The sequence below is a fragment of the Gluconacetobacter azotocaptans genome, assembly GCF_014174355.1.
Classification (GTDB): Bacteria; Pseudomonadota; Alphaproteobacteria; order Acetobacterales; family Acetobacteraceae; genus Gluconacetobacter; species Gluconacetobacter azotocaptans.
In genome coordinates, this window is sequence record NZ_JABEQF010000002.1 from 313,746 (window position 1) to 327,724 (window position 13,979).

The 13,979-nt window shown below is 65.8% G+C and carries 13 protein-coding genes; 11 read left to right on the plus strand and 2 right to left on the minus strand.

The window, feature by feature from the left end:
- Positions 1 to 81 precede the first annotated feature (81 nt).
- From HLH34_RS03520 to HLH34_RS03550, 7 genes are all read left to right on the plus strand, one after another.
- A complete protein-coding gene (locus HLH34_RS03520) occupies positions 82 to 2,415 on the plus strand; it encodes a TonB-dependent receptor (RefSeq protein ID WP_183118218.1) in 2,334 nt (777 codons plus the stop codon).
- Between the two features lie 34 nt (positions 2,416 to 2,449).
- Complete coding sequence (locus tag HLH34_RS03525) at positions 2,450 to 2,917, plus strand: MOSC domain-containing protein (protein WP_183118219.1); 468 nt, start codon at positions 2,450 to 2,452, stop codon at positions 2,915 to 2,917.
- A 19-nt stretch (positions 2,918 to 2,936) separates the two neighbouring features.
- Positions 2,937 to 3,857: a PDR/VanB family oxidoreductase gene (locus tag HLH34_RS03530; protein WP_244959619.1), complete on the plus strand. Its 921-nt coding sequence runs from the start codon at positions 2,937 to 2,939 to the stop codon at positions 3,855 to 3,857.
- Positions 3,858 to 3,892: 35 nt separating this feature from the next.
- Positions 3,893 to 4,288 carry a RidA family protein gene (locus HLH34_RS03535; protein ID WP_183118221.1) on the plus strand — a complete coding sequence of 132 codons (396 nt, stop codon included), beginning with the start codon at positions 3,893 to 3,895 and terminating at the stop codon, positions 4,286 to 4,288.
- 19 nt (positions 4,289 to 4,307) lie between these two features.
- On the plus strand, positions 4,308 to 5,576 hold the full coding sequence (locus HLH34_RS03540) for an MFS transporter (protein ID WP_183118222.1): 1,269 nt from the start codon (positions 4,308 to 4,310) through the stop codon (positions 5,574 to 5,576).
- A gap of 163 nt (positions 5,577 to 5,739) precedes the next feature.
- On the plus strand, positions 5,740 to 6,546 hold the full coding sequence (locus tag HLH34_RS03545; RefSeq protein ID WP_204738563.1) for an IclR family transcriptional regulator: 807 nt from the start codon (positions 5,740 to 5,742) through the stop codon (positions 6,544 to 6,546).
- Positions 6,547 to 6,850: 304 nt separating this feature from the next.
- Complete coding sequence (locus tag HLH34_RS03550; RefSeq protein WP_183118224.1) at positions 6,851 to 7,561, plus strand: hypothetical protein; 711 nt, start codon at positions 6,851 to 6,853, stop codon at positions 7,559 to 7,561.
- 66 nt (positions 7,562 to 7,627) lie between these two features.
- Here the strand turns inward: HLH34_RS03550 and HLH34_RS03555 are convergent, their stop codons facing one another.
- Positions 7,628 to 8,581 carry a LysR substrate-binding domain-containing protein gene (locus tag HLH34_RS03555; RefSeq protein WP_183118225.1) on the minus strand — a complete coding sequence of 318 codons (954 nt, stop codon included), beginning with the start codon at positions 8,579 to 8,581 and terminating at the stop codon, positions 7,628 to 7,630.
- A 118-nt stretch (positions 8,582 to 8,699) separates the two neighbouring features.
- Here HLH34_RS03555 and HLH34_RS03560 point away from each other — a divergent pair, with 118 nt between their 5' ends.
- The 4 genes from HLH34_RS03560 to HLH34_RS03575 are packed head-to-tail and all read left to right on the plus strand — an operon-like array spanning position 8,700 to position 12,741.
- On the plus strand, positions 8,700 to 9,572 hold the full coding sequence (locus tag HLH34_RS03560; protein ID WP_264784178.1) for a pirin family protein: 873 nt from the start codon (positions 8,700 to 8,702) through the stop codon (positions 9,570 to 9,572).
- Positions 9,573 to 9,606: 34 nt separating this feature from the next.
- Positions 9,607 to 10,164 (plus strand): NADPH-dependent FMN reductase, encoded by a 558-nt coding sequence (locus HLH34_RS03565; RefSeq protein WP_183118227.1) that lies wholly within the window; start codon positions 9,607 to 9,609, stop codon positions 10,162 to 10,164.
- Between the two features lie 33 nt (positions 10,165 to 10,197).
- Entirely contained in the window at positions 10,198 to 11,790 is a 1,593-nt protein-coding gene (locus HLH34_RS03570; RefSeq protein WP_183118228.1) for a Na+/H+ antiporter, read from the plus strand.
- A 54-nt stretch (positions 11,791 to 11,844) separates the two neighbouring features.
- A complete protein-coding gene (locus HLH34_RS03575) occupies positions 11,845 to 12,741 on the plus strand; it encodes a pirin family protein (RefSeq protein WP_183118229.1) in 897 nt (298 codons plus the stop codon).
- Positions 12,742 to 12,748: 7 nt separating this feature from the next.
- Here the strand turns inward: HLH34_RS03575 and HLH34_RS03580 are convergent, their stop codons facing one another.
- The gene (locus HLH34_RS03580) at positions 12,749 to 13,894 is read right to left on the minus strand and encodes an aminotransferase class I/II-fold pyridoxal phosphate-dependent enzyme (RefSeq protein ID WP_183118230.1); all 1,146 of its coding nucleotides are present in this window, start codon (positions 13,892 to 13,894) and stop codon (positions 12,749 to 12,751) included.
- Positions 13,895 to 13,979 lie beyond the last annotated feature (85 nt).

Sequence of the window (13,979 nt, forward strand, 5' to 3'; positions counted from 1 at the left end):
TCTGCCATTGTATGGGCGTCGACTGACGTGGTCCGCGTGATGGTTATCCGTTCTCCGCAACCTTGAACTGGAGGGTGCCGAATGACGATTCTGAGACACAATCTATTGATTCGATTGAGGAATGACGGCCATCGGGCCCTGCTGGCCGCGCTGTGCTGCTCGGCCGCCACGGTTGCGGACCGTCCCGCGCGGGCCGACACCGCGCCCCCGAAATATCCGGCACGCGCGGTGTCCCATGTGCCCGCGCGGCGCACCGTTCATCCAAGGCCCGTGACGGATGAGGCGATTACCGTCGATGGCCTGCGGAATTCCCCGCTGAGCCTGCGCAAGTCGCAGCATGTCGGCGAAGTGGTCACGCATATCAGTTCGGCGGATCTGGCGACACATCATGTCGAGACGCTGCAGAATATTCAAAATCTGGTGCCGAACCTGACGATTCAGCCCCAGGGGGCGACGGCGAACAACAATTTCAGCCTGCGCGGCGTCGGCTTCAAGGATTTCACGTCCAACAACACGCCCTCGGTGATGACCTATGTCGACGGGGTCGCCTATCCGATCGGCTTCATGACGTCCGGCCTGATGTATGATCTGGCGGGAGTCGACGTGATGCCGGGGCCGGTGGGATACACCCATGGGCAGGCCGTGACCGCCGGTGAGGTCAATCTCACCACCAATGGTCCGACCGACACGTTTCATGCCGGTGTCTCGCAGGATATCGCCAGCTATTCCAGAAGCCGCACCGCGCTTTACGTATCCGGGCCGATTTCGGACCGGCTGCGGTACCGCGTGTCCGGCTACACCGCCCATGGCGGCGGGTATCAGGTCAACCGCTATAACGGCGAGCATCTGGGCAATGCCAATGACGGCGCATTGCGGGGCAAGCTGGACTGGGACGTCGATTCCCGCACCAGCATCAATGTGACGGGGCACTGGGCGCAGGATGATTCCGACACGCCTGGCGTGTTCAATGTCGGCGACCTGGTCACGCCCTTTATCGCGCCGGATAACAACAATCTTCTTACGGGATGGGGGTTCCGCCCGGCATTCACCAAGATGATCGGCGTGGCCACCAATACCAAGCCGTTTCGCAACGACACGACCTGGGGCGTCGACCTGACGGGGCGCCATGATTTCGGATGGGCGGAATTCAGGTCCATCAGCGCCTACGAGGCGATGTACGTTCACAATCTGCTGGATCTCGATTCGACCAACGTTGCGACGGACGACCAGTATTTCACCAACAACTCCAACGTTTTCTCGCAGGAGGTGCGCCTGTCGAACGAAAACCGGCCGCGTCGCTTCCAGTGGACGATCGGCGCCTATTATGCGCGCACCGCGACCAAGGCCCGGTTCTTCTACGATTTTTCCGGATCGGGGCCCGCTCTGCGCCCGTATATCGAGGCGACCAGTTACAATCAGGACATCCAGACCTTCAACCAGTATGCGACCGCGTCCTTCCGCCTGGCGCCACGCTGGAAGATCTCGGCCTCGGTCAATCATGAATCCGACGACCGGCATCTGTCGAATCTGGAAACCATCCAGTATGGCTTCAGCGATGTCCGCTTCCCGACTCATGGGGCGTTGACGAACGAGTTCGGCGGAAAGGGCGAGATCGATTTCCAGGCGGCGCCGAATTTCCTCGTCTTCGCCGACGTTCGCAAGGGGTTCAAGCCGGGGGGATTCACAGCCAACAACACCGTCATTTCCCAGCAGCTCAACCCCTACAAGCCGGAATCTCTTCTGGCCTATGAAGGCGGGATCAAGAGCGACTGGCTGAATCACCGCCTGCGGGTGAATTTCGACGGTTTCTATTACGATTATCACGACCAGCAGATCCTGAGCCTGGAACTGGTGCAGAACTACGGGCTGGTCGGCGACTTCGTGAATATTCCCAAATCGACGATCTGGGGACTGGAAGGCGAGATCGACGCGAACCCGATCCCCGGCCTGCTCCTGGAACAGCATTTCGGATATCAGAGGGGCCGCTACGACGACCTCAAATTCCTTAATACGACGGCCGTCTACGCCAATTACGCCAAGACTGGTGTCTTTTCCCCCGCCTATACCAGCTATGACGGATATGATTCCGGTATTCCGAAGCTGACGCTGAACGGCAGCGTCAGCTACATGATGCACCCGACCCGGGCGTGGGATGTCACCTTGCAGGGCGATTACTCCTATCGCGGTTCGCAGCTCGATGTGCCGGGCAACGAGATCTACCGGCTGCCGGCCTATTTCCTGATGGGTATGAGCCTGACCCTCGCACCGCATCGCGGGCGGTGGTCCGTCGGGGTCTATGTGTCGAATCTTCTCGACCGTCGCTACGTGATCACGAAAGACAATGGTTACAACTCATTCTACGGCATTCCCGGCGCGCCACGCTTTATCGGCGCCACGATGCGCTACGATTTCTGAGAGGAGGCCGGGTGACAGAGAGGGACGAGAGAGCATGACCGGTCGTGTCTGCGGGATATATACCGCCGAGGTCGCCGCGCAGGAAATGATGGAAGGTCAGGAATGCCGTCTGCTGGCGAATGTCGGAATCGAGGGCGACCGCTATGCCAAGCGCATCGGGCGATGGTCCGACCGCCCCAAGACGGAACATCAGATTTCCTTCATCGAACTGGAGGTCCTGCATCAGATCTACGATGAAACCGGCGTGGTGCTGACCCCGCGTGAGAGCCGAAGGAATATCATTACCTATGGCGTGCGTCTGAACGATTTTCTGGGGCAGACGATCCGGGTCGGAGAAAATGCTTTGGTTTATGTCGAGAAGCTGAATCATCCCTGCAAATACCTCGAGCGTCTGATCGATAAGCAGGTGATGACCAGCCTGCTCGGTCGGTCCGGCCTGAACTGCCAGGTCATCTCGGGCGGCATCGTCCGCCTGGGCGACCGTATCGAGAGGGTGCTCTAGGATGGCGGTGCGGCTGTTGATGAAAGTGAGCGTCGATCAGATCGTCGACGAAGGAGGCGGCATCCGGTCCTTTTATTTCAGGCCCGAGGATCGCAGCCGGTTTCCGCCCACTTCGCCGGGCGCCCATACATTGCTGCGGGTGACGAAGGGGATGATGCGCCAGTATTCGCTGTGTGCGGCGCCGGGGGACCGGCGCTATCGTCTGGCGATCCGTCTCGATCCGGCAGGGCGTGGCGGGTCGCGCTTCATGCACGAATCCGCACGGGTCGGCGATGTCTTCTACCTGTCCTACCCCCAGCCGGATTTTCCGCTGGAGCCGGACCGGCCGTCATACAGTTTCTTCGCGGGCGGCGTCGGCATCACCCCCATCCTGTCCTTTCTCTATGCGCTGCAGGGGCAGGCGTGCCGGATCCGGCTCTGCTACTTCGTCCGTGCCGGCGACGCCGTTCCCTTCGAGCAGGAGGTCCGCGCCCTTTGCCCGCAGGTCGAGATTTTCAATTCCGCACTAAACGGGCGGGCGAATTTCGAGGGCCTGCTGCGCGGGTCCCAAGGCGATGCGATCTATTGCTGCGGCAGCGCGCGGTTCGTCGCGGGGGTGCAGGAGGCGGCGGACGCCCTGGGGACGGCCGCCATCCAGGTGGAATCCTTCGTGTCGGGCGTCAAGGCCGGGCACCTGGGCGAGCCGTTCGTGGTGGACCTGCCGCGCAGCCGCCACATACTGCATGTTCCCTCGGACCGGAGCATGCTGGACGTCCTGCTCGAGGACGGCGTCGACATCGACTACGCCTGCGAGGCCGGTGTTTGCCGGAGCTGCATCGTCGATGTGATCGAAGGCGAGATCATCCACCGGGACCAGTGCCTGACCGAGGAGGAGCGCAGGACCGTGATGACGCCCTGCGTTTCGCGCGGGCGGGGCAGGATCGTCATCAACTCCCTTTGAAAACCGGGCATATCGTAAACAAGGAGAGAATTGTCATGGACAGGACCACCCATATCATTGCCCCCCCGAACGTTCCCGCCGGAAGCGGCTGGAGCCACGTCGTGGCGGCGTCGGGGACTTTCGTCGCCATCTCGGGCCAGGTTTCGGTGGATGCCGAAGGCCGACTGGTGGGAAAGGACGATGTCGAGGCGCAGATCCACCAGGTCTACCGAAACCTGGCTGCGTGTCTTGAGGCGATCAATGCCGGGTTCGAGCACGTCATCAAGCTGACCTATTACGCAACCGACATCAAAGCCGCGTTGCCGCTGATGCGCCGGATCCGGCCGACCTATATCGGGATGGACAAGCCGCCGGCCAATACGTTCGTCGAGGTGACCGCCCTGGCCAGTCCGGACTTTCTCTTCGAGGCGGAAGCATTCGTGGTACTGTAATTCATTCCGGGAGAGTGACATGCCACGCATCGCGAAAGAGACCGCCATCGTCAGCCTGCTGTTCGTCCTGTATACGGTCAACGGGGTCGATCGTGTCTGCCTGTCGATCGCCATGCCGCTCCTCGCCGGCCACTATCATTTTTCGCCCATGCAGGAAGGCATTCTGTTCAGCAGTTTCTTCTGGACCTATTGCCTGTTCCAGGTGCCGTCCGGGCTGCTGCTGGACAGGGTGCTGCCGTCGGTGGTGATCGTGGCGGCCGTGGCATGCTGGGGGATCGCGGCCGCGCTCTCCGGCGCCGCAGTGGGGTTCGGGACGCTGCTGGCCACGCGCCTGATGCTGGGTCTGTTCGAGGCACCGTTCATGCCCGCCGCCAATCTCATCGTCGAGAAGGCGGCAGGTGGCTCGGCCCGGCAGGGCAAGATCACGATCATCGACAGCGGTGCCGCGTTCGGTGCCGCCCTGGGCTCGTATGCGGCGTCGGCGATCGTCGCCGCTACGGGGTCCTGGCGGCTTGCCTTCCTGATCACCGGCGGTGCGGCGGTCTGTCTGGCGCCTGTGGCATGGCGGCGGCTGGTTGCGCGCGGAACGACCGGCCGGCCTCGCGCCCCCTCGTCGGATGGGTGGACCGGCCCCCCGGGGGTTCGCGGCGTGCTGACGCGGGACATCCTCTATATGTGTCTGGGCCGGATCGCCTTTGCCAATGTGTTCTTCGGCTTTGCCTCCTGGGCGCCGTCGCTGCTGATCGCGCGCCGCCATGTCAGCCTTGAGATTGCCGGGACCATCACGGCCCTGATGTTCGTCGCCGCCGGCGCCGGCGAGATCGTCGGTGGCGCCGTCTTCGGCCGCCTGCGCCGCCACGTGGGGTTCGATTCCGCGCTGCGGCTGACGATCGGCCTGTCGGGCTCGGTCGGCCTGGCGGCGCTGGTGGCCGCGAACGCCATCGGCAACCTCGCGGCCTGCGCGGCGACGCTGGTGGTGGGTCTGTTCTTCTATATGTTCGGGGGAATCTACTGGGTCATTCCGGCCGCGATCGCGCCGGAAGGCCGTCTGGGACTGGTGGGAGGCATCCTGAATTTTTCCGGGACGTTCGGGGGAATCGCGGTCGGCATCGTGTCCGGGTGGATTGTGAAAAACTGGGGATATGGCGCGCTGTACGGGTATTTCCTGGCCTGCATGGCGCTGTACATCCTGTTTTCGATGTGCCTTCGTCCCCATGGACGCGCGAGCGGTGTATCGGCGCGCGACGATGGCCCCGGGCTGGCGGTTGCATCGGGCGTACCTGACTGAGCGGGTCAGGTTTCCTCGCGGTTGGAACTCCGCTATCGTGTTTGGTACGGTTGTCTATATTCTGTATGATACAGATATCAACCGACCGGCAACACGGAGCGACAGGACCGTCATGGCGCCACCAGGTCAGAGATCGACCAGATTTTCCGCGGAAAAGCCGCCTGTGGAGCCGCTCACCCACAAGGGGGATGAAACGGCCGCGGGCTCGAAGTCCAAGTCGCCGGCCATCAACCGCTCCTACGACATCCTCGACCTGCTGGCCAATGCACGCGCGCCGGTGCTGTCGCGGGCAGACATCACGCAGCAGATGGGCCTGCCGCGTTCCTCGACCGCCAACCTGCTGAGCGCACTGGAAGAGTGCGGCCTGGTCGAACGGATGGGGAACGACTATTCGCTGGGCCGCAAGATCGTCACGCTGGCCAGCGCCTATCTGCGGAAATTCGATCCGGTCCAGGAATTTTACCGCTTCTGTTCCAATTCCGATATCCTGAAGGACGAAACCGTCCGGATCGCCATCCTGGACCGGAATGAAATCATCTATATCGCCCGGTACGAAGGGCATCCCGCCATTCACCTGACGTCGAATATCGGGGACCATATGCCGGTGTCGCTTTGCGCGGTCGGCAAGGCGATCGTCTCGCGCCTCGATGACGAGGACGTGCAGAAGATGTTCGCCGGGGTCAAGATCCTTCCGGTCATGACGGAGCATTCGATCCGGACAGTCACCCAGCTTCGCAAGGAGTTGAAGGAAACGCGCCTGCGCGGCTACGCGATCGAGGACGAGGAAGCCACGCCCGGCGTCATGTGCCTTGGGATCGCGGTGCCCACGCGCGGCGTCAACGGTCCCAAGATGGGTGTGTCCGTCAGCTCGGTGAAGGTCACGTTCGACCAGCAGCGTCATGCCCGCCTGCTCGAGGGCCTGCAGAGCCTGGTGCGGGCGATTGGCAGTCCGTTGGACGGGGTGGGCTAGGATCCTGCGGTTGGCCGCCGCTCGGCGGCCCCGCCCGAGCCATGCGAAGGTGCGCTTGACGCTCTCGACTGTCCGGCACTCCAGGTCGCTCGGGGCCTGTGGCAACCTGGGGCGCGCATAGCCGCCGTCGCCGAGCATATGGCCGCGCGCTCCGGTCTTTTGGAGACTGGTAAAAATCTGCCCCGTCGGCGATCCGGCGCGCGTTTTCCGTGCTTCGCCGCTCGCGGCCGTCAAGGCCGTTCCGCTGCGATGGCCGAAACATCACGCCGGGCGTGCCGTGTGCCCCGTGCACGAGGAGCCAACGTTGCGTAATCTCGACTTCAGTTCATGGCACAGTTTCCTGATCACCATGATCGGGCTGTCGCTGATTACGCTGCTCGGCGTTGGCATCAGGCTATTGATGATGGTTCTCATCCAGCAGCGTCGCGAGCGCATGAACCGCCAGATCAACGAGCGCCTGCGCACCCTGATTGCAGCCTATCGGACGTTGGGGGGATCCTTCACCGGCGATCTGACCGTCGATCCGCGACATCGCAGGGAACTCCCGGCTATGACGGATGCAGGGACAATATCCCCCGAGGACACATCCGCCACGACCGATGCAGGCGTCGCGGCGGGGTCCGATCGCGCGCGCCGTATCCGCGATGCCGTCGAGGCCGCTTTGTCGGACATCATTCTTCTGGGCACCGAGGAGCATGTCCGCCTGGCCGAACAGGCAGCACGGGAACTTGTCGCAGGACAACGCGTGCATACCCATGATCTGGTCGTCTCGCTGCGCAATTTCATACGGAAGGCTCTCGATCTCGATCCTATTCCCTCCGACCTTGCCCTTCCGATGCAGGGGCCCGTCCGTATGCAGGCGTCGGGTGGTCGGGGAAAGGAGGATGGAAAAAAAGAAGGATCGGAAAAAGCCGGCGGTGGCGGTGGCGGAGCGATGAATGCAGGTGGCGATATGGCCGCTATGGGTGGAACCGGCATGGACAGTCACGAAACGACGTCGCCCCCCGGACATTGATCGTGGAAAGCGTCGCTCCAGGCATGAATTGCTTGCGACCGCTTCATGGGCGACACGGGGTCAATGCTATTTTTGCGCACCCGGGGCGAAGCCCTTGTCTCCGCCCCGCTCCCTGACCAGAGCGCGCTGGCTGGCGCAGTGATCGGCCAGGAAATCGACCAGCGCACGCACCGAGGGCAGCAGACCGCGGCGGGTCGGGAAGACGGCGTGCACGATGCCGCTGCGCGGCGCCCAGTCGGGCAGCAGCGGGACCAGCCGTCCGTCGCGGATATCCCCCCATGCCATCAGGCTGGGCAACTGGACAATGCCGATGCCGGCCAGGGCGGCCTCGCGCAGGGCGCTCATGTCGTCGGTGATCAGGCGGGGCGTATGCGGCACCCGCGCGGTCTGGCCGTCGCGATGCTCCAGGCACCAGGCATGGTCGCGGTGCGGCGGCCCCATGTCCAGGCTGGGCCATGCCGTCAGGTCGGCGGGCACCATGGGCGCCGCGCGGCCGGCCAGCAGGGTGGGGCAGGCGACCAGGCTTTGCGTGCTGTCGTCCAGCTTCTTCATGACCAGGTCGGTGGGTTCGATGGGCGGAAAGCGGACGCGGATCGCCAGGTCGAACCCTTCGCCGATGACGTCGACGCGGCGGTTGGTGCTGTCCAGATGGATATCGACGCGCGGGTTTTCGGCCATGAAGCGGGCGATCAGCGCGCCGAACTGGAAATTCAGCAGGGTCGTCGGGCAGGCCATGCGGATCACGCCCTGCGGTCCGGCGCGGATCTGCTCGATCACCTGCTGCGCCGCATCGGCCTCGACCAGCATCGCGACGCAGCGGCGATAATAATCCTGGCCGATCTCGGTGACCGAAAAGCGCCGCGTGGACCGATGGATCAGCCGTACGCCCAGCCGGTCTTCCAGCAGGGCGATGCGACGGCTCAGTTTCGATTTCTGCACGCCCAACGCCCGCGCCGCCGGCGCGAAGCCGGCATGGTCGACGACCTGCACGAAATAATAAAGGTCGTTGAGGTCCTGCATCGTCCTGTCAATAGGACGCTCCGTGCCATTTTACAATCTGCTGGATCTATCGTTGCCCGATTACGTTCTGGCCTGACGGCGCATGGCGTCCGTCCGAACCGGCACCCGTGGAGGCGGCATCATGAAGAAGATCCTTGGCGTTTACGGCAATAACGACGGCCACTGGGTGGGCGACGGGTTCCCGGTTCGCTCGCTGTTTTCCTATGACACGCTGGGGCGGCATGCCAGCCCGTTCCTGCTGCTGGATTATGCCGGCCCCTACCGGTTCGACCCGGCCGACCGGCCGCGCGGCGTGGGCACCCATCCGCATCGCGGGTTCGAGACGGTGACGATCGTCTATGACGGCGAGGTCGAACATCGCGATTCGACCGGCCAGGGCGGCGTGATCGGGCCGGGCGACGTGCAGTGGATGACGGCCGGCGGTGGCATCCTGCACCAGGAATATCATTCGCAGGGCTTCACCCGCACCGGCGGGCCGTTCCGGATGGTGCAACTATGGGTCAACCTGCCGGCCCGGGACAAGATGACGACGGCCGGATACCAGTCGATCCGGGATGCCGATATCCCGGTGGTCGCGCTGCCCGACGGCGCCGGCCAGGTTCGCGTCATCGCGGGCGCGTTCGGCGGCAGCAAAGGGCCGGCGCACACCTTCACGCCGGTCAATGTCTGGGACATGCGCCTGACCCGCGACGCGGATGTGACGCTGGACCTGCCGGCGGGGCACACCAGCATGCTGGTGGTCCTGGGCGGCCATGTCACGGTCAACGGCACGCAGGCGGCGGGCGAGGCCGAGATGGTGCTGCTGGACCGCGAGGGCGCCGGCGTGGCGGTCCATGCCGATGGCGACGCGACGATGCTGGTGCTGACGGGCGAGCCGATCGACGAGCCGATCGTCGGGCGCGGCCCGTTCGTGATGAACAGCGAGGCCGAAATCCGCCAGGCCATCGCCGATTTCCAGGGCGGCCGTTTCGGCCGGATGGTCCCGGCCTGATCGGCGGCGGCCAGACATTCAGGGGAGAAACACCATGACCAGGATTCTCGGCCTTTCCGGCAGCCTGCGACGGGGCTCGTTCAATACCGGCCTGCTGCTGGCGGCCCGCGACCTGGCGCCGGAGGGCGTGCAGGTGGAATTGTATGAGGGGCTGCGCGATATCCCGCCCTATGACGAGGACGTGCGTACGGCGGGCTTTCCGCCCGTGGTGGAGGACCTGCGCCGGCGCATTCTCGAGGCCGACGCGCTGCTGTTCGCGACGCCCGAATATAACCGCTCGGTCCCCGGGGTGCTGAAAAACGCGATCGACTGGGTCTCGCGCCCGCCGCACCAGCCCTTCGACGGCAAGGTGGCGGCGATCGTGGGCGCCAGTCCGGGCGCGCTGGGCACCGCCCTGGCGCATTATCATCTGCGGCAGGTGCTTTCGGTGGTAGGCGTGTATGTCCTGCCGGCGGCGGAAACGCTGGTCGGCGGGGCCGGCGCCAAGTTCGACGCCGGCGGGCTGCTGATCGACGAGGCGACGCGGAACGTGCTGCGCGACCGGATGACCAAGCTGGTCGATCTCGCCACCCGTCTGGCGCCGCGGGTATAAGGGGCCGCGTGGCCGGTGCGGCAGGGGGATCAGGTGTCGGACGTCGGTCGTTTTGAATTTATCCTGGTGCTGGTCGTGGCCATCGTCGTCCTGGCGCTGGTGGCCCGGCTGCTGCGACTGCCGACCTCGGCGGCGCTGATCGTCGGCGGCATCGCGCTGGCCCTGATCCCGGGCATGCCGGATGTCGATCTCGACCCCGAACTGGTGCTGGTCGCGTTCCTGCCGCCGCTGCTGCTGTCGGGGGCGTATTTCACGGTGTGGCCGGCCTTTCGGGTCAATATCGGCCCCATCCTGCAACTTGCGGTCGGGACGGTGCTGTTCACCACCCTGATTGTGGGGGTGGCGGCGCACTGGCTGATGCCCTCGATGCCCTGGGCGGCCTGCTTCGCGCTGGGGGCCATCGTGGCGCCACCCGACGCGGTGGCGGCCAAGAGCGTGCTGGAACGGGTGCACCTGCCCGAAAAACTGTCCGTCATGCTGGAAGGCGAAAGCCTGCTGAACGACGCGACCAGCCTGGTGCTGTACCGCTTCGCCGTGGCGGCGGTGCTGACCGGCAGCTTCAGCCTGCTGCACGCGACCCTCGCCTTCGGGGTGCTGGCGGTGGGCGGCGTGGTGTTGGGCGCGGCGTGCGGCTGGATCGTCCTGCACATCCTGCGCCGGATCCGCGACCCCATGCTGGTCATCAGCCTGACGCTGCTGACGCCGTGGATCGTCTATATCACGGGCGAGCGGGCCGGCGTGTCCGGCGTCATGGCCACCGTCACGGCCGGGCTGATGATCGGCTGGCACCAGCACGAGATCTTCGGCGCCGATGTCAGGCTGCGCGCCACCGCCGTGTGGTCCGTGCTGACCTTCATGCTGGAATCGCTGATCTTCATCCTGATCGGCCTGTCGCTGCGCGGCGTGCTGCATCCCCGGCACGGCGCCGCCGGGTCGCTGCCGCACCTGGCCTGGCCGGTGGCCGGGGTGGTGCTGGCGACGATCGTGGCCCGGTTCGTCTGGATGTACGGGGCCACCCTGCTGGAATGGCTGCTGGCCCCCGACACGGCCCGTCCGGCATCGGCCGAGGCGATGGGCCGTGCGACCGTCCTGGGATGGGCCGGGATGCGCGGCGTGGTCAGCCTGGCGGTGGCGCTGTCGGTGCCCGCGACCGTCCCCGGCCGCGATTTCATCCTGCTGGCGACATTCGCGGTCATCCTGGTGACGGTGCTGGGGCAGGGGGCCACCATCGGCCTGGTCATCCGCTGGACCGGCGTCGCCCGGCAGGCGGGGCCGCACGCCGCCCATCTGACGGAACCGCAGGCGCGGGCGCACCTGGCGGACGCGCAGCGGCAGACGGTGGAGAGGCTGGCGCACGCGCCGGACGGCACGGTCCTGCATCCCCGCCTGCTGGAGCAATATCGCTATCGCGCCCGGGTGGCGGCGCGCTTCAGCAACGAGGTGGACACGCTGCGCCAGGATCGCGACGCGCATTACGCCGTGCTGCTGGCGACGATCGAGGCCGGGCGCGCGGAACTGCTGCGCTTGCATCGGGGCGGCATGATCCACGACCATGTCCTGCGCCGGCTGGAGAACGAACTCGACCTTCAGCAACTGGCGGCCGAGGGGGCGCGGGGGAACGATTGACGCCGTGGGGCGTGGGGCCTGTTGCCCTGCCCTGAATCGAAGGAGGTCGATCCGATGATCGAGATGGTTATTCCCCAGCGCCGCCGCAGCCTGGGCGGGTTCGAGGTCGGGCGCGTGCTGCCCTTCGCCCGGCGCCGGATGGTGGGGCCGTTCGTGTTCTTCGACCACATGGGGCCGCTGGACCTGGCGGCGGCCGACGCCCGCCGGGCCGACGTGCGGCCGCACCCGCATATCGGGCTGTCCACCGTGACCTACCTGTTCGCGGGCGAGATCATGCATCGCGACAGCGTGGGCTCGGAACAGCCGATCCGCCCGGCGGAGATCAATTGGATGACCGCGGGGCGCGGCATCACCCACAGCGAACGGTTCGAACACGCGCGGATCGCCGGCGATCATCTGCACGGCATCCAGGCCTGGGTCGCCCTGCCCGACGGGCAGGAGGAGGTCGCGCCGTCGTTCCATCACCACCAGGGGCTGGACGACCTGCCGGCCTGGCGCGAGGGCAAGGCCACCACCCGCCTGCTGGCCGGCACGGCGTTCGGCCTGCGCGCCGCCGTGCCGATCCTGTCGCCGCTGTTCTACCTGCACTGGCAACTGGACGCCGGCGCCACCGTGGCGCTGCCCGACGGCCATACCGACCGCGCGGTGCATGTCGCCCAGGGTCAGGTCGAAATCGAGGGGCAGCGCTTCGGCGCGGGAGAGATGATCCTGTTTTCCCCCGGCGCCCCGGCGGAACTGACGGCGCTGGAGCCCGCGACGGTGATGGCGCTGGGCGGCGAACCGCTGGGCGAGCGCTTCCTGTTCTGGAATTTCGTCTCGTCATCCCCCGACCGGCTGGAGCAGGCGAAGGCCGACTGGCAGGCGGGGCGCATGACCCTGCCGGTCCATGACCAGGACGAATTCATCCCCCTGCCCGAAGCGCCCCGCCCCACGCCCGAACCGATGTCATAAGAGTCCGTCAGGGGCGCCGGGCATGGGCGGCGTCGAACCAGGGGGCCATGCGGGCCAGCGCGTCTTCCACCCGGTCGGTCGATACCGCGAAGCTGAAGCGCATGAAGCGATGCCCCTCGACGGGGTCGAAATCCAGGCCCGGCGCGGTGGCGATGCCGGTATCGGCCAGCATCCGGGTGCAGAACGCCAGGCTGTCGTCGGTCAGGTGGCCGATATCGGCATAGATGTAGAAGGCCCCGTCCGGCGGCGCGATCCGGTGCAGCCCCATCGCGGGCAGGCGGTCCAGCATCAGGTCGCGATTGTGCCGGTAGGTCCGCACATGGCCTTCCAGTTCGTCCCGGCAGTCGAAGGCGACCAGGCCCGCATGCTGGCTGAGCGACGGCGGGGTCAGGAACAGATTGCCCATGCGCGCCCGCGCGGCGTCGATCAGCGCCGGCGGCACCACCAGCCAGCCCAGCCGCCAGCCCGCCATGCTGAAATATTTCGAGAAGCTGTTGACCACCAGCGCGTCGGGATCGTCCTGCAGGATGCAGCGTGCGGGGTCGATATAGCTCAACCCGTGATAGATCTCGTCCGAGACGATGCGGATGCCGCGCGCGCGGCAGACCCGCACGATGGCCTGCATTTCCTCGGCGGGCAGGATCGTGCCGGTCGGGTTGGCGGGGCTGGCGACGATCAGCCCGTCGGGCGCCGGGTCCAGGGCCGCGACGGCGGCGGCGGTCAACTGGAACCGCTCGTCCGGGCCGCAGGCGATTTCCACCGGTTGCAGATGCAGCGCGCGCAAAGCGTTGCGATAGGCGACATAGCCCGGCCGCGCCAGCGCGACCCGCGCGCCCGGCGCGAAACAGCAGCCCAGCGCCAGGACGAAGGCCGGCGACGCCCCACAGGTCAGGATGATCTGGTCGGGCTGGATGTCCACGCCGTAGCTGTCGCGGTAATGGCGGGCGATGCGCGCCTTCAGCGGCATGCTCTCCCAATATCCCATGGCGTCGCTGTCCAGCACCCGATGCGCCGCCGCGATGGCCTCGCGCGGCGCGCCGGTCGAAGGCTGGCCGAATTCCATATGGATGATGTCACGCCCCTCGGCGGCCATGCGATGGGCGATGGTGCTGATGCCGATGGCGTGGAAGGGGTCGATCGGGGGGACGGTCATGGGCGGGGAGGTCCGAAAGGGGCGGCAGCGGGCTGGCATAATCGCCCGGCCGGCGGCTGGCAAGGCGCCGGCCTCGGCCCGCCCT